Here is a 21787-nt window from a genome sequence, read left to right as displayed (position 1 = left end):
CAGGACCGTGGAACCATCCTGGGAAGCGGGCGGCGTGTTCAGTCTGGTGTTACTTGGGGCTTGCCTCAGATTCGACGGTGATCTCGCCGGAGATGATGCCTGCCTTGATCTCTTCCAGTTCGGCAGTCATCTCGTCCGAGACTGCCTCTTCCTGGTCGTGGAACGGAGCAAGTGCAACACCGCCGTTTTCCAGCGTGCCGACGTACGGCTCGTTGCTGAAGTTGCCTTCGACGTCCTCAGAGATGACCTGCTCAACGGCATCGCCCATGAGCTTCATGACCGAGGTCAGGATGAACTCGGTTCCGGTCTCGACGGTCTCGAAGCCGTCCGAGTCAACCCAGATCACTTTGTTGCTGCCGCCGTCTGCGTTCGCTTCCCCAACGGCCTCGATGGTGCCGAGGCCCACGGGACCGGCCACGGGCATGATGATGTCCGCGCCCTCGTTGATGAAGTTCTGCGTGTTGGTCTTGCCTGCAGCCTGGTTCGTGAAGTCGCCGACGAAGGTGCCGGTCTGTGCTTCCTTGTCCCAGCCGAGGAGTTGGACGTCGGCGTCCTTCTGCTCGTTGTAGTAGGCGACACCGTCTGCGAAGCCGTCCATGAAGATGGTCACGGTGGGGATCTGGATGCCGCCGTAGGTCGCGACCTTTCCTGTCTCCGAAGTGCCCGCGGCCAGGTACCCGGCCATGAAGGCTGCCTGCGCCGTGTCGTAGATGATCGGCTTGACGTTGGGAAGGTCGATCTGGTTGTCGTCCACGATCGCGAAGTTGGTCTCCGGGTTGGCCTCCGCGGCTTCTGCCGTGGTGGCGGAGAGCAGGAACCCGACGGTAACGATCATGTCGCAGCCGGCGCTGACCATGGAGTTCACGTTCGGCGTGAAGTCGGTCTCGGCCTGGGACTCGGCCTGGCGGACCTCGATGCCGAGGGACTCTTCAGCGGCCTTGATGCCCTCGTAGCTGGACTGGTTGAACGACTGGTCGTCGAAGCCGCCCGAGTCGGAAACGATGCAGCCGGCGTAGTCGGTAGCCTCGGCAGCGGGATCGGATCCGCCGCCTTCCGTCTCTGCCGGCGGCGCACCGCAACCGGCGAGGAGAAGGGCTGCTGCTCCCAGTGCTGCAACGGACATGCCGGTCCGGCGCCCTGTCAAGCTCCGTGAATTCTTCAATGTTCCTCCGATAAGAAGTAAGCCCACGATCAAGAAGTCAATGAGTGTCCAATTGCGGCTCCCTGATAGGGGTTGCAAGCTCTGTTTTCATTGATGTTCGTGGCGCCGGTCCCGCCTCAGTTTCGGGACTCGATGATGAAGCTTACTCTAGCGCCGGAGTGACCGGGCACACTACCAAATCACCCGCCCGTTCCCACATTGTTCAAGTTTTGTTACCAACGGGTAGGTTGACTTACCGGCCGGCCGGTGCGCCCGTCTGCGCCTCCGCCTGAGACCGTCCCCAGGCGCCGGCGAGGTGGGCCAGGGAATCAATGCGGGAGCCGACGTCGTACGTTGTGCCGGTGATCATGAGCTCCTGCGCTCCGGTGAGCTCCACGAGTTCTTCGAGGCGCGCGGTGACCTGATCGGGCGTGCCGACGGCCTTGATTGCGGGCAGATGCTCAAGCATCAGCTGCTCCTGGTCGCTGAACATACGCTTAGCCGCTTCCTCGGGCGAGACGATCGGCGCGGGACGGCCGGACCGCAAGGACAGTGCCATCACCTTCGCCGGTCCCGCCAGGTATTCAGCCTCCTCCACCGTGTCCGCGGTCAGGGCCGAGGTGGCCAGCATGGCGTAGGGTTCCTCGAGCGCCGGTGAGGGCTGGAAGTTGGCACGGTAAAGGCGCATGACCGCGGCCGGATCCTCGTTACCGAAATGGTGGGCGTAGCTGTACCGAAGGCCGAGCATCCCGGCCAGCTGCGCTGAGTAGCCGCTTGATCCGAGCAGCCAGACGTCAGGGAAGGACGACGGCGCCGGCGTAGCGACGAGCCGCATGGCCCGGTCCGGCGTCCGGTTATCTCCGAGAAGGGCGAGCACCTCGAGAACGTGCTGCGGGAACTCTTCGACGCCCAGACCGTCGGCCTGCCGGCGCAGCGCCATGGCGGTCATCTGGTCGGTGCCCGGCGCACGTCCGATTCCAAGATCTATGCGGCCCGGATGCAGCGCTTCGAGCAGTGCGAACTGCTCAGCAACCACGAAAGGTGCGTGGTTCGGAAGCATCACGCCGCCGGATCCCAGGCGGATCTGAGAGGTCTTCGCTGCGAGGTGCGCGATCAGTACGGCGGGGCTTGTCGATGCAACCGAAGGCATGTTGTGGTGCTCCGCCACCCAGAAGCGGGTGAAACCCAGGGCATCCGCAGCCTCCACCAGCCTCGCGCTGTCAGCGAGCGCATCGGCGCTGGTCCGGCCGGAGCCGACCGTGGCGAGATCGAGAACGGACAGGGGCACGCGGAAATTGTTGGAGCTACTCACGCAGGTTGCCAACCACCGCATCCGGCGATGCATTCCCCGAAGGCGCCGAGGCGTGCGACACTTCCCGGGCGCCGGGGGCTTAGTGCCGGAGGCCCAGTACTGCGCGCATTGCTGCGGCGGCCATGACCCGGATGCCGCACCCGATGGCCTGCTCATCCGGCCGGTAGTCTCCGCGATGCAGATCGTAGGTTTCGCCGCCGGGGGTGCGGGTGCCAAGCCGCATCATGGCGCCGGGGACTTTCTGGGTCATCCACGCAAAGTCCTCGCCCCCCATGGACTGAGGAGTCAGGACCACGGCGTCCGGCCCCAGCTCGGCGCGGGCTGCAGCTTCGATCAGTCCTGTCTCCGCCTCGGTGTTGACCACGGGAGGCACTCCCCTGGTGTGTTCGATCCGAACGTCCACGCCGAAGGGGGCGGCGAGCTGGCGCACCGTCTCATCCATGAGGTCGCCGGCTGCTTCCCAGGCCTCCCCATCGAGGCATCGCATGGTCCCGGACATGAAACCGTGCGCGGGAATCGCGTTGGGCGCTGACCCTGCGTGCATCTGGCCCCACACCACGGACACGGCGCTTCGCACGTCGATGCGGCGGGACAGGACTGCCGGAACGTTGGCCGCGATGTGTGCCAACGCGAAGACCAGGTCCTCGGTGACGTGCGGACGGGAGGTGTGGCCCCCACGGCCGTTAAGCTCGACCCGGACGGTGTCCGAGGCGGACGTGATGGCGCCGATCCGCGTCCCCACCAGGCCGACGTCAATGCGAGGGTCACAGTGCAAGGCCAGAATGCGCGGAACATCGGAAAGCACGCCCTGGGCAATGACGTCCAGGGCTCCGCCGGGCATGGTCTCCTCGGCAGGCTGGAAGATCACGCGCACCCGGCCATCGAGCGGAGACTCGGCGTCGATCTTGGCCAGTACCAGCGCAACACCGAGCATCACCGTGGTGTGGATGTCATGGCCGCACGCGTGCGCAATGCCCGTGGCAGTTGAAGCGTAGGGCAGGTCCGTCTCTTCGAGGATCGGGAGGGCATCGATGTCCGCCCTCAGGCCGATCCTGATGTCACCGTCGCCGATATCCACGTACAGGCCCGTATCCTCGAGCCGTTTGGGCTTCAGTCCGGCTGATTCCAGCCGCTCAACCAACCGGTCGGTGGTGCGGTACTCCTTGTGGGAAAGTTCGGGGTGCGCGTGGATGTCGCGCCGAAACTTCGTCAGCTCGTCCAGCATCGGAGCCACCCACACGCCAATATGCGGGACGACGGGAGCTTCGGTGGGAGTTTTCTGCACCACACAAGCCTAACCAACCTGCAGGTGAGCGCTCGAACCGTACGTCATTGAGTGACTCGCAGGACCTCCCCGAGCCCTAGAGGACGTCCACATCGCCGCTGGCCCGCAGCGATTCCACCGCCTTCTTCACTTCCTGTGCGTGCTCCTTCGTGGTCACCAAGAGTGCGTCCGGAGTGTCCACAATGACGACGTCGTCAATTCCGATCAGCGCGATGACCCGCTTGGTATCGGAGACCACGATGCCGGAGGCGTTCTCGGAGAACACCCGGGCTCCCTCGCCCATCACCTTGAGATTGCTGTTCTCCATCGCCGGGTTCAGCCGGCCGATTGCGGCGAAGTCACCGACGTCGTCCCAGCTGAAGTTGCCGGGGATCATGGCGACATCACCGGCGGCTGCTGCCGGCTCGGCGACTGCGTAGTCGATCGCGATCTTGGGCAGGGTGGGCCAGACCCTGCGGGCAACCTCGTTGCGTGAGCGGGTATCCCACGCAGCAGCGATCTCCATCAGGCCCGCATACAGGACCGGTTCGTTGGCTTCGAGGTGCTTGAGCATGAGCGCTACCGGCGCGACGAACATGCCCGCGTTCCAGCTGTACTTCCCGCTGTCGATGTATTCGCGGGCAACGGCGACCGACGGCTTTTCGACGAATTCGATGACGGAATGCGCGCTGGGAGCGGAGGCGATGTCCAGGGCGTCCCCTGCGCGGATATAACCGAAGCCGGTGGACGGGTGCGTGGGCAGGATGCCGATCGTCACGATGTACCCCTGGGCGGCCGTATGAACGGCCTCGCGGACCGCCGCCTGGAAGTCTTCGACGGGCGCGATCACCTGGTCCGCGGCGAACGATCCCATGATGATGTCCGGGTCCCGGTGGTAGAGGATGGCGGCGGCCAGGCCGATTGCCGCCCCCGAATCCTTCGGCTCGCTTTCCAGAACGAGGTCCGAGTCCTTGAGCTCGGGCAACTGCGCACGTACGGCCCGGCGGTGAGCCTTACCGGTGACCACCATGACGCGGTTGTCGCTCAGCGGATGCAGCCGCTCATAGGTGGCGCGGATAAGAGTGCTGCCCGATCCGGTGAGATCATGCAGGAACTTCGGTGCTGCCGCGCGGGACAGCGGCCACAGTCGTGTACCGGTTCCGCCGGCCGGGATGACGCCGTGAAACCGATCCAGGGGGCTACGCTCTTGAGTACTCATCGCTCCCACATTAACAGGAGCCGTAAAAAGACCGGTGAAACCTGGCTTTTACACCTCTCACAGGCACCGGTGTTAACAAGGTCACAACGTAGGGCGCCCTAAATTGAACACCCTACCAACGGAGCCTAGATTAGGCTTGTGGAAAGAGTGCTCTCGCGGGGCGAATTTCCAGCGTGGAAGACGCGCTAACGCCTCTGCGACACAGGGAGGTTTTTCAGTGTCGAAGACACCAGCAGGCACCCTCTACCGCGGCCGCGAAGGCCAGTGGTCCTGGGTTGCGCATCGTATTACCGGCGTCGTGATCTTCTTTTTCCTACTGGTGCATGTACTCGACACCTCGCTGGTACGGGTATCCCCAGAGGCATATGACGTCGTCATCGAGTCCTACAAGAACCCCCTCATGGGCCTCGGAGAGCTGGGGCTGGTTGGCGCAATCGTCTTCCACGCCTTCAACGGCCTCCGCGTCGTTCTGGTGGACTTCTGGAAGAAGGGCCCCAAGTACCAGCGGCAGATGCTGTGGGCCGTCATCGGACTCTGGGCAGTCACCATGATCGCCTTCTCCATCCGCCATCTTTCAGTCGTTTTCGGAGGTCACTAAGCCATGGCTGCTCCCATCGTTGAATCTCCCCGCTCGGGACGCATCTCACCGCAGTACCGGCGCACCGGCGGCTCCAAGGGCAACTTCGAAATGTTCGCATGGCTGTTCATGCGCCTGTCCGGCATCGTCCTGGTTGTACTGATCTTCGTGCACCTCTGGACCAGCATGATCGCCGGAGACGGCATCGAAGGTGTCGATTTCGGCTTCGTGGCAGGCAAATGGGCGGACCCGCTGTGGCAGGTCTGGGACCTCGTCATGCTCTGGCTTGCCATGCTTCACGGCACCAACGGCGTTCGCGTCATCATCAATGACTACGCCGAAAAGGACTCCACCCGGTTCTGGCTCAAGAACATCCTCTACGTGGCGACCGTTGTCATCGTCGTACTCGGCACCCTCGTGATCTTCACGTTTGATCCCTGCCCGGTAGTCAACGGAGTACCGCACGTCGCCGATTACTGCCCGGCGCCCTAACACTCCAGGCGGCTACGCCCGCAGCCAACAGATTCGGCTAGCTACATCGCTAGATTCAACAGAAAGAGCACAGTATGCAGGTCCATAAGTACGACGTCGTTATTGTGGGCGCCGGTGGCGCCGGCATGCGCGCCGCGATTGAATCCGGCCAGCGCGCAAGGACGGCTGTACTGACCAAGCTCTACCCCACCCGTTCCCACACGGGTGCGGCGCAGGGCGGCATGTGCGCCGCCCTGGCCAATGTCGAGGAAGACAATTGGGAATGGCACACCTTCGACACCGTCAAGGGCGGCGACTACCTCGTTGACCAGGACGCCGCCGAGGTCATGGCAAAGGAAGCCATCGACGCCGTGCTGGACCTCGAGAAGATGGGTCTGCCGTTCAACCGCACGCCCGAGGGCCGCATCGACCAGCGCCGCTTCGGAGGTCACACCCGCGATCACGGCAAAGCGCCGGTACGCCGCGCCTGCTACGCCGCCGACCGCACGGGTCACATGATCCTCCAGACGCTGTACCAAAACTGCGTCAAGCACAACGTCGAGTTCTTCAACGAGTACTACGTTCTGGACATGCTGACGGTTGACCAGGAAGTCACCGTCGACGGCGTGACCCGGATCCAGAAGCGTGTCGCCGGCGTCGTCGCCTATGACCTCGCCACCGGCGAACTGCATGTCTTCCAGGCAAAGTCCGTTGTCTTCGCGTCCGGCGGCGTCGGCAAGGTTTTCAAAACCACGTCGAACGCCCACACCCTGACCGGCGACGGCATGGGCATCGCGTTCCGTCGGGGCATCCCCCTGGAGGACATGGAATTCTTCCAGTTCCACCCGACCGGCCTCGCGGGCCTCGGAATCCTCCTCTCGGAGGCTGCCCGCGGCGAAGGCGCGATCCTCCGCAACTCGGAGGGCGAGCGTTTCATGGAGCGCTACGCGCCAACCATCAAGGATCTCGCTCCCCGCGACATCGTTGCGCGCTCAATGGCGAACGAGGTACGCGAGGGCCGTGGAGCCGGGCCGAACAAGGACTACGTCCTCCTCGACCTGACCCACCTGGAGCCGGCTCACATCGATGCCAAACTCCCGGACATCACGGAGTTCGCGCGCACCTACCTTGGTGTGGAGCCCTACACCGAGCCGGTCCCTGTTTTCCCGACGGCGCACTATGCCATGGGCGGCATCCCCACCAACATCAAGGCTGAGGTGCTGCAGGACAACGACACGGTCGTCCCAGGTCTTTACGCTGCCGGCGAGGTTGCCTGCGTTTCCGTTCACGGCTCCAACCGTCTCGGCACCAACTCGCTGCTGGACATCAATGTGTTCGGTAAGCGCGCGGGTATCGCTGCGGCCGAGTACGCCGCCACCGCCGAATTCGTGGAAATCCCTGATAATCCGTTGGTCGAGACTGAGCGCCTGCTGGACACCATGCGCAGCTCTGAAGGCGGCGAGCGGGTTTCGCAGATCCGTCAGGAACTCCAGGACATCATGGATGCCAACGTTCAGGTGTTCCGGACGGAGCAGACTCTTCTCGAGGCCCTCGAGGTCATCGACAAGCTGGAAGAGCGCTACACCCGGGTCACTGTGCAGGACAAGGGCAAGCGGTTCAACCTGGACCTGCTGGAAGCCGTTGAGCTCGGCTTCCTGCTGGATATGGCCAAAGTGATGACTGCGGCCGCCCTGCACCGCAAGGAATCCCGCGGTGGTCACTTCCGCGAGGACTATCCTGAGCGTGATGACACGAATTTCATGACCCATTCCATGGCCTACAAGGACCCCTCCGCTGTCGAAACCAGCGGTGTGCGCCTTGAGACCAAACCGGTAGTCTTCACCCGTTACCAGCCCATGGAGCGTAAGTACTGATGAGCACACCAACTGTCGAAAAAGAACCGGCTTCAAAGGTCGACCTCGCACCAGGCGTCGGGGGCGGCGGTGAGATCCCCACCTTTGACATCACGCTGAAGGTGCGGCGCTACAACCCGGAGGTCTCGGACGAGGCGCACTGGGACGAGTGGAAGCTCACCATGTACGGCACAGACCGTGTGCTCGATGCCTTGCACAAGGTCAAGTGGGAACACGACGGCACTGTCTCGTTCCGCCGTTCCTGCGCCCACGGTGTCTGCGGCTCCGATGCCATGCGCATCAACGGCCGTAACCGGCTTGCCTGCAAGACCCTCCTGAAGGACCTCGACACCTCCAAGCCCATCCTGGTGGAGCCGATCAAGGGGCTTCCGGTGGAGAAGGACCTCATTGTCGACATGGAGCCGTTCTTCCAGTCCTACCGGGAGATCATGCCGTTCCTGGTGAACCGGGGCCATGAGCCGACGCGTGAACGCCTGCAGTCCGCCGAAGAGCGTGAGCGCTTCGACGACACCACCAAGTGCATCCTGTGCGCGGCCTGCACGTCGTCCTGCCCGGTCTTCTGGACCGATGGCCAGTACTTCGGTCCCGCCGCTATCGTCAACGCGCACCGCTTCATCTTCGACTCGCGTGACGACGCCGGAGACATGCGCCTCGAGATCCTCAACGACAAGGAAGGCGTGTGGCGCTGCCGCACCACCTTCAACTGCTCTGAGGCCTGCCCGCGTGGCATCCAGGTCACCCAGGCGATTGCCGAGGTGAAGCAGGCCATCCTGTCCCGGAAGGTCTAGCAGGAGCCTGCACTCCAGCGCAGCACCAACAGAAGCACAAGTTCGCACTGACGACGGCGCGTGGCTACCGAAAGGTGGCCACGCGCCGTCGTCGTTCACTGAGCGTTGTGTGCAGCTGTGGCGGCTTCGGCCACCCGGTGGCAACCTTAGGTGCTTGAGACCTCCGGGGTGCGGGCGGCCCGGCTGCGCTGCCGCAACGACCGTGCGCGTCCGCCGCGGGCTGTGGACCCGGCCGTTCTGGCGTCCGCGGCCCCGATCGCTCCCCAGGCGGTCGCCAGCAGGTAGACCTGGCTCAACAGGAAGAACCAGACAAACAGGCCGAGGATGACGGCGAAGGGTGCGAGAAGCGGGTTGCGGTCCACGCCGGCCAGCAGGAGGGTGCTGAACGTGCGCAGGACCGTACTCCCGGCACCGGCGATCAGCGCGGCCTGAAGCAGCACGAGGCGGGGCATCTCTATTGCCGACGCTGAACGAAAGAGGATCACCGCGACGAGCGTGTCGAGCAGGAGCATGACAATGATGCCGGCGATTTGCGTCAACGGTCGCGCGGCGCTGTCGAAGCCCACCCATTGGAGAACCAGGTCGATCACGGTGTTCACAATTAGTCCGACGGCCGTTGTCACCACCAGCGCTACCCCGAGGACAAGCAGAATTCCGAGGTCCTTGAGCTTCATGAGCACCGGATTGGCCTGAACGGCCGGCACGTCGAAGATGCCGCGCATCCCCTCCCTGATCCCTGCGATCCAGCCAAGTGCGGTGAAGAGCAGGGTAACGGTCGAGATCAGCAGGGCCAGATTGAGCCCGGCCTCAAGACCGAACAGCTGGTCGGGGGTGGCGAAGCCTGAACGTCCGCCCTCGCCGTCGGTATCGATCAGGCCCGGTGTGGTGGAGTCGACCGCGCGTACGATCAGCCGCTGCAGCTCCGGGTCTCCGGAAATCACCAACCCGGCGATGGAGAAGCCCACGACCAGCAGTGCGGCGATGGCGAAGAACATGTTGTAGGCGATGCCTGCCGCCATCAGGGGGCCGTGGCGGCTGATGTAGAGCTGGAAAGCGCGCATGGGGCGGAAGGCGTTCAGCCTGGCCAGCAGGTACTGGAAGGTGGCCAGGAGGACGGGCACTCCCCCGCCTTTTTCCCGCCGCGTGCGGCCCAGATCACGGCGGGCCTGCAGTACTTTCAGTGTGAGCTGCGCCCGGTCCGTGGGTAACGGGACGTCAGTTCCCTGCTTCTTCGCCGGCGGTAGCGTTCTGGCCAAAAGTGAGCTCTTCCCGTAGTTTCCACACACCTGTGACGTCGTGCTCGTACAGTCCCATGGTACGTACGGTGAAGGACGCCTCGAAGTCGTCAAGCTGGATCTCCGCAGAGTCCATGTTCGCCTCACTGACATCGTGGGCCACTGTGACGTGTGGATGGAAGGGGAATTCCAGCTCACGGGCGAGGGGGCCCGCCTGCAGCCGCCGGTGCAGGCTGACGCAGGCGTCAAACCCCTCGGTGACGTTGACAAAGACCACCGGTGTCAGCGGGCGGAACGTGCCCGTGCTCTTCAGGGTCACCGTGAACGGACGCTGTGCGGACGCAACCTCCCGCACATGGCGCAGGGTCGAAGGCCAGTCGCTGGCAGGAGTGGTGGTGATCAGCGTGATGTGGGGCGGGACAAGGGCGGCCATCGGGTCCCCGAAGGATGCCCGCCAGCGCTCCAGCTCACCGGCGATCGGCTCAGGGATGGGGATCACCACACCTACAAGCTTGCCCTCGACAGCACGCCGGCCTACTACATAGGTCGGTTGACGCTGCTCGGTTTCGCTGAGGGGATGGCTCATGATTCTAGAGGGCACCCGCCGGTCCGCGTCCGCGCGCTGGAAGGAAGCCTACTTTCGAATACACATCTGCCAGCGTAACGGACGCGATCTCCCGCGCCTTCTCCGCGCCGACCGCAAGCAGGCGGTCAAGCTCTGCCGGGTCCGCGAGCAACTCCAACGTGCGTGCACGAATCGGCTCAAGGCGGTCCACGACGACTTCAGCCAGTTCGACCTTCAAATGGCCGTACATGCGGCCCTCAAAGTGCCCGACGACGTCGTCCATGTTCTTGCCTGTCATCAGCGAGTAGATGGAGAGCAGGTTGGATACTCCCGGCTTCTCCTCGCGGTCGAAGCGCACCTCCGAGCCGTCATCCGTGACCGCGGACTTGATGCGCTTGGCAGTGACCTTCGGCTCGTCCATGATGTTGATCAGTCCGGTCGCAGAGCTCGCTGACTTCGACATCTTGGCCGTGGGATTCTGCAGATCGTAGATCTTCGCGGATTCCTTCTGGATGAAGGGTTTCGGGACGACGAAGGTCTCACCGAACCGGGTGTTGAACCGCTGCGCCAAATCCCTGCTCAGCTCGATGTGCTGGCGCTGGTCCTCTCCTACGGGGACGCCTTCGGGCTGATAGAGCAGGATGTCCGCAGCCTGCAGGATGGGGTAGGTGTACAGGCCCACCGATGTGGAGTCTGCACCCTGCTTAAGCGACTTGTCCTTGAACTGGGTCATGCGCGATGCCTCACCGAACCCGGTGATGCAGTTGAGCACCCAGGCGAGCTGCGCGTGCTCCGGAACATGGGACTGTACGAAGAGCGTGCACTTGTCCACGTCCACCCCTCCGGCAATGTACTGGGCGGCAGTCAGGCGCGTCCGCTCTCCCAGTTCGGCGGGATCCTGGGGAACCGTGATGGCGTGCAGGTCCGGGATGAAGTAAATGGCGTCATAGGAGTCCTGCATCTGGACCCACTGCAGGAGGGCGCCCAGATAGTTCCCAAGGTGCAGGGAACTGCCCGAGGGTTGCATGCCGGACAGTACTCGCTGCCGCGCTGGAGTGGAGGAGGTGGTCATATCAGTCCTGGGGTTGTAAGAGCTGGTAGTCGACGACGAGCGGAGCGTGATCCGAGAAGCGTGCTTCCCAGGAATGCGCACGGTCAACAACGGCGGAAGTGGCGGCTGCAGCGAGCTCCGGGGTGGCGAGGTGGTAATCGATCCGCCAGCCGGCGTCGTTATCGAATGCCTTGCCGCGCCAGGACCACCACGTGTACGGTCCGTCGACCTCGCCCGCCAGGTCGCGGTGTACGTCGATCCAACCCACGGCGTCGCTGAAGAAATGATCGAAGTAGGCCCGCTCCTCGGGCAGGAACCCAGCCTTCTTCAGGTTGCCCTTCCAGTTCCGGATGTCCCGGGTGGTGTGGCCGACGTTCAGGTCCCCAACCACCAGGGCGTGGTCACGGGTAGCACGCAGTTCCTTGAGACGGGCCGACATCAGATCGAGGAAGCGGTACTTGTCTTCCTGCTGTGGTGATCCGGCCTCGCCGGAGTGCACATAGGCGCTGACAACGCTGAGCCTGGTTCCGTCCAGGTCGAAATCGGCCTCCACCCAGCGACCGGACGCCTCAAAGTATTCATCACCGATATGCTCACGGGTTTCGGTTGGCTCCAGACGGGATGCCACTGCGACCCCGGCCCGGCCCTTCGCTGCGGCTTCGGCGTGCAGGATGTGCCAGGAATCCCCGAGCAGTTCCCGCACGACCTTGTCAGGGGCGCGCACTTCCTGCAGACAGAGGATGTCGACCTCCCTGTCCGCAAGCCACTCTTCCATTCCCCTCCGGTAAGCGGCGCGGATTCCGTTCACGTTCACGGTGGCAATACGGAGTGCGTTGGGGTGCTTGCTGCTTCTCAGGGTTGGTGCCAAACTCACCCGATCAACCTTACCGGAGCCGTTAGTCGACGACGGTGCCCTCGACGGGGCCGTCGTCGTTGTTTTTCATCATGCTGCGTGCGTTGTGAGAGGTGATCTCGATCGTTTCGAGAGCGCGGTCCACCATGCCCTGGTCCTTGCCGAGGTGGTCGCGGATGACCCGCGCCTGCACCTGGACGATTTTGAAGCTGTGATCGAGCTTTTCGTCACGCATGGCGGAGCTTGCGCCGGCAGGCCCCCTGCCGGCCATGCCGCCGCCGGCGGTCCTGTTGAACTCATCGATCCGGGCGCTGGCCTTTCGGGCCGCCGAACGCACGGTGAACACCACGAAGCTGAAGATGAGCAGCCAGCCCAGGGAGATGATCACCACGAGCCAGCCGACGACGTCGTTCTCATTGGCCGCGAATACCACCGCGACCAGGAACACCACCAGCATGATGGCCATTCCGACGCCGCCCATCCGCAGGCTCAGGCCTCTACCCGCGGTCTTTCCAGAAGTTCCCAGTGGTTGCATGCCTCTATTGTCGCAAATCGGCACGGCCGTCCCGGCTTCTTCCACCAGCGGCGAAAAGGCGCCCTGAGAGTGCCGGGTTGGGCGGAATAAAAAATTATTCAGCTCACACCCATCCGTGACTCAGACCACGCCGAACTAAGGTCATGCGTACCTCTTCCGGTATGCGCCCCACTCGCTCCATGGAGGAATCATGAACAAGAAAGCTCTTTTCGCAGTCCCTACCCTGGCTGTTGGCCTGCTCGCAATGGGCGGCGCTCCCGCCATGGCTGACGGTGCCGACGGAACATACACCTCGACCCTCGGTCAGCTGAGTGGAACCACTGGCTCAGCCACCATGACTGTCACCCTGCAGGGCAATGAAGCCACCGTGGACCTCCGGGTCTCCGGTCTTGCCGAGAAGTTCATGGATGGTGCCTACCCGCACGTCCAGCACATCCACGGCGGAGCGCAGGGCACTTGCCCCACGCCGGATGCTGACGAGAACGGCGACGGCATCCTCTCCACCACCGAAGGTGCACCCTTCTATGGTGGAATCCTGAGCACGATCGGTACAAGCGGTGACACCAGCGCAGACGCCGGTCTTGACCTTACTCTCGGCGGCCAGGGCGGTAACTACACCATCCAGCGCACGTTCGAGATGAACCAGGAAACTCAGGACGCGCTCAAGGCAGGAACGGCCGTCATGGTCGTCCATGGCCTGGACCCGGCTACTTCCAGCAGTGAAGAAGCATTCAACGCTCCGAGCGACCTCGAGGAGTCACTGCCCCTCGGTGCTACTTCCCCGGCCCTCTGTGGGACCCTTGTCGCTTCTCAGATGGGCGCCATGCCCCAGGGCGGTGCCGACACCGGTGTTGAGCAGCAGACCGGCTCCAACCTGGGCATGATCGCCCTCGGTGGCGGCCTGGTCCTGGCAGCAGCTGCAGGCGGCACCTACGCCGTCCGTCGCTCAACCACCAAGTAGGGACTGATCTGATCTCATGATCAGCTTCAACTCCGGCCGCCGCAGAAACTTCGCAGTTTCTGCGGCGGCCGCCCTTCTGGTACTGACCGGTTGCGGCAGCACCGACACCGGCCCGAGTGCCCAAGCTCCCACCACGACGACGACGGCGCCCACGGCTTCTGCGTCGGCTCCAGCCTCTGCTTCCCCCACCCCCGCTGCCTCGACAACTCCCACCGCCGAGACCGCTCCGGAGCTGCCCGCGGTGCTTGAGGCTTCCGAACCGGTGTCCTTCTCGATTCCCGTGATCGGTGCCGGCTCAGACCTGCTGTCGCTGGGGCTGCGGGAGAACGGCAGCCTCGAGGTGCCGCCCGATGGTCCGGGTGCGCCTGCAAGCTGGTACAACCAATCCCCCACGCCTGGTGAGCGTGGGCCCTCCGTCCTGCTGGGCCATGTCAACGCCACCGACGGCGGACCGGGAGTCTTCGCGGACCTGAGGAGCCTGAAAGCCGGTGACCTGATCGAGGTTGTGCGGGCTGACGGTTCGACCGCCACCTTTGAAATGGTGCGGGGCGAGCAGTACCCGAAGGACGATTTCCCGACCGAAACGGTATACGGCAACACGGCTGGCGCGGAACTCCGCCTGATCACCTGCGACGGTTATGACCCGGCCACCGGGTTGTTCGACGACAACTACGTGATCTTCGCGCAGCTCGTTCTCTGAGAGTCCATAGCAGGGGTCGTCCTGCGATCAGGTTCTAGACCTGATCGGTCGCGGTCAGGATCTGCGGCCCGTCCTCGGTGATAGCTAGGGTGTGCTCTGAATGTGCGGTGCGTCCGCCGTTGGCACTACGAAGCGTCCAGCCATCCGCGTCAATTCTGAGGTTTTTGGTGCCGGCCATCACCCATGGCTCGATGGCCAGAAGCATGCCCGGCCTCAACGTGAAACCCCTGCCCGGGCGCCCGATGTTCGAGATATGCGGGTCCTGGTGCATGGTGCTACCCACCCCGTGACCGCCGAACTCGGTGTTGACCTCATAGCCGGCACCGGTCAGGACAGTTCCGATCGCGTAGGAGATGTCACCGATCTTGTTGCCCGGCTGGGCTGCTGCGATTCCGGCGAACAGCGCCGCCGTCGTTGTGTCAATCAGGTGCTGGTCCTGCTCGTTGACCGGCCGTCCCACCACGAAGCTGACCGCCGCGTCGGCCACCCAGCCGCCCAACTCCACGGCGAAGTCGAGGGTAAGGAGGTCCCCCTGCCCCAACGCATAGTCGTGCGGCAGGCCATGCAGCACCGCATCGTTCACCGAGGTGCAGATGACCTTGCCGAAGGGGCCACGCCCGAAGGAGGGTGCGTAGTCGACGTAGCAGGAACGCGCCTGGGCCTCATCGATCATTGCCCGCGCCCAGGAATCAAGCTCCAACAGGTTGGTACCCGGCTGGGTGCGTCGCTTGAGCTCCTGCAGGACCCGCGCCACCAGCTGTCCTGCGGGACGGGCAGCTTCGAGCTCGCGCGGTGTGAGAATTTCGATCATCATAACCTCCGGTATAACAATACCGGTATTACTATACAGACATGGTTAGAGTTCCCCTCGACCCCGAGGACATCCGACGTGGTCAGGCATTAGGGCAACTGATCCGCGAGGCGCGGGCTGACAGAACCCTGGGTCACGTGGCAGCAGCGGCCGGCATCTCGCCGGAGACCCTGCGCAAAATCGAGACGGGACGCATCGCCACCCCATCCTTCGCTATCGTCGCCGCCCTGGCCGACGAGCTCGACATATCAATGGACGATCTGTGGTCCCTCGTCAAAGCCTCAGGAAGCGCACCACTGCGTGATGCGTCATAGCTGCCTGACGCCTCTCCTGGGTGTTTGAACCTTCACCACGACACGAGACAAAACGGGTGTCCTGCGGGATCGAGGTAGACGCGGAAGGTCCCGGTTCCCGAGTCCATGCTGGTAGCGCCCAGCGCCAACACCTTCTGCTCGGCGACATCCAGGTCAGCCACCCGGATGTCCAGGTGCACCTGCTGCGGGATGTCCTGACTCGGCCAGGTGGGCGGCGTGTAGCCCTCAACCGGCTGGAAGGCGAGCGCCGGGCGGTCAGGGGCGTCCCCGATGGTGATCCACCCGTTCTCGTCATGCTGGACGCGGATCATCCCCAGCAGGTCCTCGTAGAAGGACGCCAGCTGGTCCGAGTTTGAACAGTCGAAGACGGTTGCGTGCCATTTCCCAATCATCGTTCCAGTATCTGCTGCTCAAGCAAGGCTGGAAAGGAAGAGCAGGACAGCGACTGTCCTATTTCAAGAACAGTTTTCGGAGTCGCGTGGTGGTGAGCACCATGCCGACGAGGATCATTACGAGATAGTAGGTCACGTGAATCGCCGTTGCCGGAGTGAAGATACCGACGCTGAGCTGCCGAAGCAGCTCCACCCCGTGCCAGAGTGGAAGCGCCTGAATGAACCACTGGATGCCCTGCGGGTACACACTGAGCGGATAGAACGTGGCCGAGAACAGGAACATCGGCAGCATGACGAAGTTGATCCAGTCCATCTGCTGGAACGTCTTCATGTAGCTGGTGATGCCCATGCCAAAGGACGCGAATCCAAACGCGATCAACACCGACGCTGGAACCATGAGGAGCGCCCAGGGAGTTGTGATCAAACCCATCAGCCCCATTACTGCCGTGAATCCGGTGGCGTAAAGCGCACCGCGAAGCAGTGCGAGAAAGATCTCGCCGATCGCGACATCCAGCGGCCCGAGCGAGGTGTAGAGCATGCCCTGGTACAGCTTCGCGAAGTTCATCTTGAAGAACACATTCCAGGTGGAGTCGTAGACCGCACCGTTCATGGCAGAGACCGCCAGCAGGGCCGGCGCAATATAGGCGGCGTAGCTGATCTCCTCCCCACCGGGCCCGACGACGGTTCCCACCAGGGCTCCGAGGCCCACGCCCATGGAGATGAGATACAGCACCGGCTCGAAGAAGCCGGAAACCATGATCAGCCAATTGCTGCTCTTCGTGGCGCGGAGGCCTCGTGCAATCACCGCCCTGGCGTTGCGGGCATAGAGCGCACTGAACGGACGGTCCTTGACCTGGACGCGGTAGTCCTCTTCGGTCAGCACCTTGCTCACTGGCCCAACCTCCGTTCATAGACACGACGGGCCAGGACCCACCCGAGAAGCGCGAGTCCCACGAGATAGGCAACATGGATCACGGAAAGCCACAATGGTTCCGAGTAGCCGTAGGTAAGAACCCGCCCGAGCTCCGTGCCGTGCCATAGCGGGGAGATCCAACCTATCCATTGCAGGAAGACGGGAAGAGTATCCAGCGGGAAGAACGTTCCCGAGAACAGGAACAGCGGGGTCACGATGAAGCGCATAACGAGGGCGAACTGCCCCTTGTCGTCGGTGATGCTCGCGGAGTAGGCCATGAGCGGCAGGCCGAAGGACAGCCCGCACACGACCGCGACGACGATCGCCACGGAGCCCCAGGCTGACGGGGACGCACCGAATGCAGCGACGATTCCAAAGTAGATGGCTGACATCAGAAACAGCCGGAGGGAGATTGCGATGATGTAGCCGTTGACAATCTGGTGCACGGCCAACGGAGAGGCATGCGGTCCGTAGTACACGCGCCGCCATTTGAAGCCGTCCATGACGGGGTAGGTGAATTCCGTTGCCGCCGTCATGATCGTGGCTGACGACAACAGGGCTGGGGCGATGAAGGCGAGGTAACTGACCCCGCCGAACGCGCTCTCCGCGCTGTTGTTGTCCACCAGTGTGGCAAGACCCACGCCCATCGCGAAGAGATACATCACGGGGTTGCCGACGCTGTACGCGAGGAGGGTCCAACGGTAGCCGTTCATCACCTTGAGGGCGTGCTCAGCGTAGTACCAGGAGCCGAACTTGCGGGCTCGCTCCGCCGAGACCATCGGTGAGTGCGCAGAGAGGGTGCGCACCGTCGTCGTTGGTTGCGCGGTGCGGCCGCCTGGAGCGGACGGCTCCGGCATGCCGGTGTGCTGGCTAGTCAATGAGACTCCTGCCGGTCAGGCGCAGGAACACGTCCTCGAGGGAGGACCGGCGCACCAGTGATGTGATGGGGTGGAGACCGCGGGCAGTGACCTGCTCGAGTGCGGACTCGCCGTCGTGGGTATAGATCAGGACGCGGTCCGGTAGGGGCTCGAGCCGTTCGCCGATTCCCGCAAGGTCGGCAGCGACGGTTGCATTGCGCTCCGAGCCGAAGCGCAGTTCAAGGACCTCCCGCGTGGAGTGCTCGCGGATGAGCGTGGAGGGCGAGCCCTCGGCCATGATCTGTCCCTTGTCGACGACGACGAGGCGGTCACAGAGTTGCTCCGCCTCATCCATGTAGTGGGTCGTGAGGATCAGGGTAACGCCCGACTCCTTGAGACGGAACAGACGGTCCCACAGGATGTGCCGTGCCTGGGGGTCGAGACCGGTCGTGGGCTCGTCGAGGAGGAGGATCTTCGGTTCATTGATGAGTGACCGGGCGATTGTCAGGCGGCGTTTCATGCCTCCGGACAGCGAGTCCACCTTGGCCTTCGCCTTGTCGGTGAGCTGGGCAAATTCCAGCAGTTCATCGGCTTTCGGCTTGAGGTAGCTCATCGGCAGCCCGAAGTAACGGCCATAAACCAGAAGGTTGTCGCGGACGCGCAATTCCTCATCCAGGTTGTCCTGCTGAGGAACGACGCCAAGGTGTGCCCGGACCTCCGGACCGTGCTGCTCCGGATCCAGACCCATGATCGTGAGCTTTCCGGACGTGCGCTGGGAGACTCCGCCGATCATCTTCATGGTTGTCGACTTGCCGGCACCATTCGGGCCCAGGAGCCCGAAGGACTCACCCGCCGGTACGTCGAAGGAGATGCCGTTGACGGCGGCGAAGTCACCGTAGTGCTTGGTCAGTTGATCGGCAGAGATGACGTAGTTCGTATTGGTTTGGTTGGGCACCAGATCAGCCTAGAGGACTTAAGCCATTGGCAAAAGCCAATCGATGGGGGTCGAGGACAGCGAATGTCCACATCGGTTCGGTCTTCCTGTTAACGCCGTCGGCCGCTCCCCACCAGGGAAGCGGCCGACAACACAAGAGGGACCGGTTACTTGCCGATGCCCGCCTGCCGTTCGGCGGCTTCGACCACGTTGGCAAGCAGCATGGCGCGGGTCATAGGCCCCACCCCTCCCGGGTTCGGCGAGAGCCAACCGGCAACGCCCGAGGCGTCCGGAGCAACGTCACCGCGCAGGGTAGCTTTGCCGGAGTCCGGATCGACCACGCGGGTGACACCGACGTCGAGGACGATAGCCCCGGGCTTCAGGTGCTCAGCAGTGATCATGCCCGGCATACCGGCTGCCGCAACAACGACGTCGGCCTCGCTGAGGTGCCGCGGAAGGTCCACGGTTCCGGTGTGCGCCAGCGTGACCGTGGCATTGATGGCGCGCCGAGTGAGCAGGAGACCCAGCGGCCGCCCCACCGTGACGCCGCGTCCAACGACAAGCACATTCTTTCCCTTGAGGTGAATGTCATGCCGCAGCAGCAGTTCGACGATGCCGTGCGGAGTGCAGGGCAGCGGCGAGTCCAGGCGCGCATTGACGTTCAGGACGAGCTTCCCGAGATTGGTCGGGTGCAAACCGTCCGCGTCCTTTTCCGGAGCCATCCGCTCAAGGATGGCGTGGGCGTCGATGTGCGCAGGGAGAGGCAACTGCACGATGTAGCCGGTGGTGGCGTCGTCGTCGTTCAGTTCATCGATGACCTTCTCAAGGTCTTCCTGGGTGATGTCACCGGGAAGGTCACGGCGGATCGAATTGATACCCACCTGCTCGCAGTCGCGGTGCTTACCGGCGACGTAGGAGTGGCTTCCCGGGTCGTCGCCTACCAATACCGTGCCCAGCCCGGGCGTTACGCCCTGGTTCTTCAGGGCTTTGACCCGCTCTGCCAATTCACCCCGAATGGTGGCCGCAGTGGCCTTGCCGTCAAGAATCTGTGCGCTCATTTACGCGGCTCCTCTGTTGAGCTGTTGTCCGTCTAGCTCCTCGAGCAAAAAAGCTTTCCCACGTTCGCAACACCCTGTGAAGCAGCATTCGTCTGCGGGAATCTCATATTGGTCGGAGCGTGCTGCTTCCGATTCCAGTGCGCGGGGAGGGAGGTCTTCTACCATTCCTCGTGCCCGGGGTACAGCGGGAAGTCCGCAGCCAGGCGGGATACGCGGGCACGCAGCGCTTCGATGTCAGCTCCGGGCTTGAGTACAGCAGCGATGATCTCGCCGACCTCAGTGAATTCTGTGGCGCCGAAGCCGCGGGTGGCCAAAGCCGGAGTACCGATGCGGAGACCGGAGGTGACCATCGGCGGGCGGGGGTCATTAGGGACAGCATTGCGGTTGACCGTGATGCCGACCGAGTGCAGCAGATCCTCGGCCTGCTGACCGTCCAATTCGGAGTTGCGGAGGTCGACCAGCACCAGGTGAACATCCGTGCCGCCGGTGAGGACCGAGACTCCGTGTTCAGTGACGTCCGACCCCATCAGTCGCTCGGCAATGATGCGGGCGCCTTCGAGGACGCGCTCCTGGCGTTCCTTGAACTCTTCCGATCCGGCGATCTTGAATGCCGTTGCCTTGGCCGCAATGATGTGCATGAGCGGGCCGCCCTGCTGGCCCGGGAAGACGCTGGAGTTCAACTTCTTCGCCCAGTCCTGCTTGGCCAGGATCACGCCGGAGCGCGGACCGGACAGGGTCTTGTGCACGGTGGAAGTGACGACGTCGGAGTGTGGGACCGGGCTCGGGTGCAGGCCGGCAGCCACGAGACCCGCGAAGTGCGCCATGTCAGTCCAGAGCAACGCACCGACCTCGTCAGCGATGGAACGGAATGCCGCGAAGTCGAGGTGGCGGGGGTAGGCAGACCAGCCGGCGATGATGACCTGTGGCTTCTCGGCGATTGCCTGCTCCCGGACGCGCTCCATGTCGAGGCGGTGGGTATCGCTTTCAACACCGTATGCCGCCACCTCGTACAGCTTGCCGGAGAAGTTCAGCTTCATGCCGTGCGTCAGGTGACCACCGTGAGCCAGGGAAAGACCCATGATCTTGTCCCCGGGCTTGATCATCGCGGCCAGGGCTGCAGCGTTTGCCTGGGCACCGGAGTGCGGCTGAACGTTGGCGTACTCTGCGCCGAAGAGCGCCTTGACCCGCTCGATAGCGAGGTTCTCCGCGACGTCCACGTGCTCGCAACCGCCGTAATAGCGCCGGCCCGGGTAGCCCTCCGCGTACTTGTTGGTGAGGACGGACCCCTGGGCTTCGAGCACCGAGCGCGGAGCGAAGTTCTCAGAGGCGATCATTTCGAGGGTGTCGCGCTGGCGGGCAAGCTCGTCGTTGAGGACTGCAGCGATTTCCGGGTCCACCTCGGAAAGCGGCGCGTTGGTGACGGACTGGGTCACAGAAGGAGAGGATGAAGTCACGGGGATGCTCCTGATAATGAGGGGGCGTTTCTACAGGTCAGGCTACCTGTTGACCCCTGCGCACCCGAAGTTCAGGGGCGAGGGCAACAGAGGGGGACTTGACCCACGGCCCAGGCGTGCGATCCGTGGTCGGCGCTGCGCGCCGTCGTCGTACGTGTGTACAGCGGACAGCGCATGCCGCTTCCTGGTGGTTGCCCACCTAACGCCAGTCGCGACCATGCCATTCTAGACGGTTACCTGCCGGAGGTTGCAGCACTGTTTCGGACAGTGACAGCGGTGCGGGAGTTCGCCCTCTTCCTGCCCGGTAACCTTGGAGCGTGACTGAAGCTGTACAGGCCGGCGTTCCCGGCAACGCCCCGTCGTCGTTCATTCTGACTCTCTCCTGTGATGACCGCCCCGGGATTGTCCATGCCGTCTCAGGTGCGCTGGTTGCTGCCGGGTGCAACATCATCGAATCGCAGCAGTATGGCAGCCCGGAATCGGGCACGTTCTTCATGCGGGTGGCCAT

24 protein-coding genes are annotated in these 21787 nt (G+C 63.4%); 8 read left to right on the top strand and 16 right to left on the bottom strand.

Annotated elements, in window-relative coordinates:
* Positions 1-49 precede the first annotated feature (49 nt).
* The 4 genes from RIF85_RS05820 to RIF85_RS05805 form a co-directional block, all read right to left on the bottom strand.
* Positions 50-1123, bottom strand: a complete 1074-nt coding sequence (locus tag RIF85_RS05820) for a BMP family ABC transporter substrate-binding protein (RefSeq protein ID WP_309070966.1) — start codon at positions 1121-1123, stop codon at positions 50-52.
* A 271-nt stretch (positions 1124-1394) separates the two neighbouring features.
* A complete protein-coding gene (locus tag RIF85_RS05815) occupies positions 1395-2429 on the bottom strand; it encodes an LLM class flavin-dependent oxidoreductase (RefSeq protein ID WP_309070965.1) in 1035 nt (344 codons plus the stop codon).
* Positions 2430-2532: 103 nt separating this feature from the next.
* A complete protein-coding gene (locus RIF85_RS05810) occupies positions 2533-3678 on the bottom strand; it encodes an amidohydrolase (RefSeq protein WP_309070974.1) in 1146 nt (381 codons plus the stop codon).
* Positions 3679-3814: 136 nt separating this feature from the next.
* Positions 3815-4936, bottom strand: coding sequence for a mannose-1-phosphate guanylyltransferase (locus RIF85_RS05805; protein WP_309070964.1), 1122 nt, complete (start codon positions 4934-4936; stop codon positions 3815-3817).
* Between the two features lie 217 nt (positions 4937-5153).
* On the opposite strand from RIF85_RS05805, the gene sdhC reads away from it, so the two are divergent.
* From sdhC to RIF85_RS05785, 4 genes are all read left to right on the top strand, one after another.
* Positions 5154-5534, top strand: coding sequence for a succinate dehydrogenase, cytochrome b556 subunit (gene sdhC, locus RIF85_RS05800; RefSeq protein ID WP_309070963.1), 381 nt, complete (start codon positions 5154-5156; stop codon positions 5532-5534).
* A 3-nt stretch (positions 5535-5537) separates the two neighbouring features.
* Positions 5538-6005, top strand: coding sequence for a succinate dehydrogenase hydrophobic membrane anchor subunit (locus RIF85_RS05795; RefSeq protein WP_309070962.1), 468 nt, complete (start codon positions 5538-5540; stop codon positions 6003-6005).
* Positions 6006-6079: 74 nt separating this feature from the next.
* A complete protein-coding gene (gene sdhA, locus RIF85_RS05790) occupies positions 6080-7858 on the top strand; it encodes a succinate dehydrogenase flavoprotein subunit (protein WP_309070961.1) in 1779 nt (592 codons plus the stop codon).
* Complete coding sequence (locus RIF85_RS05785; protein WP_309070960.1) at positions 7858-8646, top strand: succinate dehydrogenase iron-sulfur subunit; 789 nt, start codon at positions 7858-7860, stop codon at positions 8644-8646. The genes sdhA and RIF85_RS05785 overlap by 1 nt, the downstream gene beginning before the upstream one ends.
* A gap of 146 nt (positions 8647-8792) precedes the next feature.
* On the opposite strand, the gene RIF85_RS05780 is transcribed toward RIF85_RS05785, so the two are convergent.
* The 5 genes from RIF85_RS05780 to RIF85_RS05760 are packed head-to-tail and all read right to left on the bottom strand — an operon-like array spanning position 8793 to position 12885.
* Complete coding sequence (locus tag RIF85_RS05780) at positions 8793-9902, bottom strand: YihY/virulence factor BrkB family protein (protein WP_309070959.1); 1110 nt, start codon at positions 9900-9902, stop codon at positions 8793-8795.
* Positions 9862-10467, bottom strand: a complete 606-nt coding sequence (locus RIF85_RS05775) for a 2'-5' RNA ligase family protein (protein WP_309070958.1) — start codon at positions 10465-10467, stop codon at positions 9862-9864. The genes RIF85_RS05780 and RIF85_RS05775 overlap by 41 nt, the downstream gene beginning before the upstream one ends.
* Before the next feature lie 4 nt (positions 10468-10471).
* Positions 10472-11518, bottom strand: coding sequence for a tryptophan--tRNA ligase (gene trpS, locus RIF85_RS05770; RefSeq protein WP_309070957.1), 1047 nt, complete (start codon positions 11516-11518; stop codon positions 10472-10474).
* 1 nt (position 11519) lies between these two features.
* On the bottom strand, positions 11520-12371 hold the full coding sequence (locus tag RIF85_RS05765) for an exodeoxyribonuclease III (protein ID WP_309070956.1): 852 nt from the start codon (positions 12369-12371) through the stop codon (positions 11520-11522).
* 22 nt (positions 12372-12393) lie between these two features.
* Positions 12394-12885, bottom strand: a complete 492-nt coding sequence (locus tag RIF85_RS05760; RefSeq protein ID WP_309070955.1) for a hypothetical protein — start codon at positions 12883-12885, stop codon at positions 12394-12396.
* A 190-nt stretch (positions 12886-13075) separates the two neighbouring features.
* On the opposite strand from RIF85_RS05760, the gene RIF85_RS05755 reads away from it, so the two are divergent.
* Positions 13076-13846 carry a hypothetical protein gene (locus tag RIF85_RS05755; RefSeq protein WP_309070954.1) on the top strand — a complete coding sequence of 257 codons (771 nt, stop codon included), beginning with the start codon at positions 13076-13078 and terminating at the stop codon, positions 13844-13846.
* Positions 13847-13862: 16 nt separating this feature from the next.
* The gene (locus RIF85_RS05750; protein ID WP_309070953.1) at positions 13863-14546 is read left to right on the top strand and encodes a class F sortase; all 684 of its coding nucleotides are present in this window, start codon (positions 13863-13865) and stop codon (positions 14544-14546) included.
* Positions 14547-14580: 34 nt separating this feature from the next.
* Here the strand turns inward: RIF85_RS05750 and map are convergent, their stop codons facing one another.
* Entirely contained in the window at positions 14581-15357 is a 777-nt protein-coding gene (map, locus tag RIF85_RS05745; protein ID WP_309070973.1) for a type I methionyl aminopeptidase, read from the bottom strand.
* Positions 15358-15398: 41 nt separating this feature from the next.
* Here map and RIF85_RS05740 point away from each other — a divergent pair, with 41 nt between their 5' ends.
* Positions 15399-15671 (top strand): helix-turn-helix transcriptional regulator, encoded by a 273-nt coding sequence (locus RIF85_RS05740; RefSeq protein WP_309070952.1) that lies wholly within the window; start codon positions 15399-15401, stop codon positions 15669-15671.
* Between the two features lie 32 nt (positions 15672-15703).
* On the opposite strand, the gene RIF85_RS05735 is transcribed toward RIF85_RS05740, so the two are convergent.
* The 6 genes from RIF85_RS05735 to glyA form a co-directional block, all read right to left on the bottom strand.
* Entirely contained in the window at positions 15704-16063 is a 360-nt protein-coding gene (locus RIF85_RS05735) for a VOC family protein (RefSeq protein WP_309070951.1), read from the bottom strand.
* Between the two features lie 58 nt (positions 16064-16121).
* Positions 16122-16946 carry an ABC transporter permease gene (locus tag RIF85_RS05730; RefSeq protein WP_309070972.1) on the bottom strand — a complete coding sequence of 275 codons (825 nt, stop codon included), beginning with the start codon at positions 16944-16946 and terminating at the stop codon, positions 16122-16124.
* 5 nt (positions 16947-16951) lie between these two features.
* Positions 16952-17833 carry an ABC transporter permease gene (locus tag RIF85_RS05725; protein WP_309070971.1) on the bottom strand — a complete coding sequence of 294 codons (882 nt, stop codon included), beginning with the start codon at positions 17831-17833 and terminating at the stop codon, positions 16952-16954.
* A 13-nt stretch (positions 17834-17846) separates the two neighbouring features.
* The gene (locus RIF85_RS05720) at positions 17847-18788 is read right to left on the bottom strand and encodes an ABC transporter ATP-binding protein (RefSeq protein WP_309070950.1); all 942 of its coding nucleotides are present in this window, start codon (positions 18786-18788) and stop codon (positions 17847-17849) included.
* Positions 18789-18934: 146 nt separating this feature from the next.
* Positions 18935-19825 (bottom strand): bifunctional methylenetetrahydrofolate dehydrogenase/methenyltetrahydrofolate cyclohydrolase, encoded by an 891-nt coding sequence (locus RIF85_RS05715; protein WP_309070949.1) that lies wholly within the window; start codon positions 19823-19825, stop codon positions 18935-18937.
* Positions 19826-19983: 158 nt separating this feature from the next.
* Positions 19984-21279 (bottom strand): serine hydroxymethyltransferase, encoded by a 1296-nt coding sequence (glyA, locus tag RIF85_RS05710; protein ID WP_309070948.1) that lies wholly within the window; start codon positions 21277-21279, stop codon positions 19984-19986.
* Between the two features lie 317 nt (positions 21280-21596).
* Here glyA and RIF85_RS05705 point away from each other — a divergent pair.
* A partial coding sequence (locus RIF85_RS05705; protein WP_309070947.1) for an ACT domain-containing protein occupies positions 21597-21787 on the top strand: 191 nt, incomplete at its 3' end.

Source organism: Arthrobacter sp. (genome assembly GCF_031179385.1).
GTDB lineage: Bacteria > Actinomycetota > Actinomycetes > Actinomycetales > Micrococcaceae > Arthrobacter_D.
The sequence above is the reverse complement of the archived record's forward strand: the minus strand, read 5'-3'. Positions and strand labels throughout refer to the sequence as shown.

Excerpts from the sequence above, each read along its gene's own strand:
- RIF85_RS05820 (WP_309070966.1), bottom strand. The coding sequence starts at position 1,123 with ATGTCCGTTGCAGCACTGGGAGCAGCAGCCCTTCTCCTCGCCGGTTGC.
- RIF85_RS05810 (WP_309070974.1), bottom strand. The coding sequence starts at position 3,678 with ATGCTGGACGAGCTGACGAAGTTTCGGCGCGACATCCACGCGCACCCC.
- RIF85_RS05805 (WP_309070964.1), bottom strand. The coding sequence starts at position 4,936 with ATGAGTACTCAAGAGCGTAGCCCCCTGGATCGGTTTCACGGCGTCATC.
- RIF85_RS05795 (WP_309070962.1), top strand. The coding sequence starts at position 5,538 with ATGGCTGCTCCCATCGTTGAATCTCCCCGCTCGGGACGCATCTCACCG.
- sdhA (WP_309070961.1), top strand. The coding sequence starts at position 6,080 with ATGCAGGTCCATAAGTACGACGTCGTTATTGTGGGCGCCGGTGGCGCC.
- RIF85_RS05785 (WP_309070960.1), top strand. The coding sequence starts at position 7,858 with ATGAGCACACCAACTGTCGAAAAAGAACCGGCTTCAAAGGTCGACCTC.
- RIF85_RS05775 (WP_309070958.1), bottom strand. The coding sequence starts at position 10,467 with ATGAGCCATCCCCTCAGCGAAACCGAGCAGCGTCAACCGACCTATGTA.
- trpS (WP_309070957.1), bottom strand. The coding sequence starts at position 11,518 with ATGACCACCTCCTCCACTCCAGCGCGGCAGCGAGTACTGTCCGGCATG.
- RIF85_RS05760 (WP_309070955.1), bottom strand. The coding sequence starts at position 12,885 with ATGCAACCACTGGGAACTTCTGGAAAGACCGCGGGTAGAGGCCTGAGC.
- RIF85_RS05755 (WP_309070954.1), top strand. The coding sequence starts at position 13,076 with ATGAACAAGAAAGCTCTTTTCGCAGTCCCTACCCTGGCTGTTGGCCTG.
- RIF85_RS05750 (WP_309070953.1), top strand. The coding sequence starts at position 13,863 with ATGATCAGCTTCAACTCCGGCCGCCGCAGAAACTTCGCAGTTTCTGCG.
- map (WP_309070973.1), bottom strand. The coding sequence starts at position 15,357 with ATGATCGAAATTCTCACACCGCGCGAGCTCGAAGCTGCCCGTCCCGCA.
- RIF85_RS05740 (WP_309070952.1), top strand. The coding sequence starts at position 15,399 with ATGGTTAGAGTTCCCCTCGACCCCGAGGACATCCGACGTGGTCAGGCA.
- RIF85_RS05735 (WP_309070951.1), bottom strand. The coding sequence starts at position 16,063 with ATGATTGGGAAATGGCACGCAACCGTCTTCGACTGTTCAAACTCGGAC.
- RIF85_RS05725 (WP_309070971.1), bottom strand. The coding sequence starts at position 17,833 with ATGCCGGAGCCGTCCGCTCCAGGCGGCCGCACCGCGCAACCAACGACG.
- RIF85_RS05715 (WP_309070949.1), bottom strand. The coding sequence starts at position 19,825 with ATGAGCGCACAGATTCTTGACGGCAAGGCCACTGCGGCCACCATTCGG.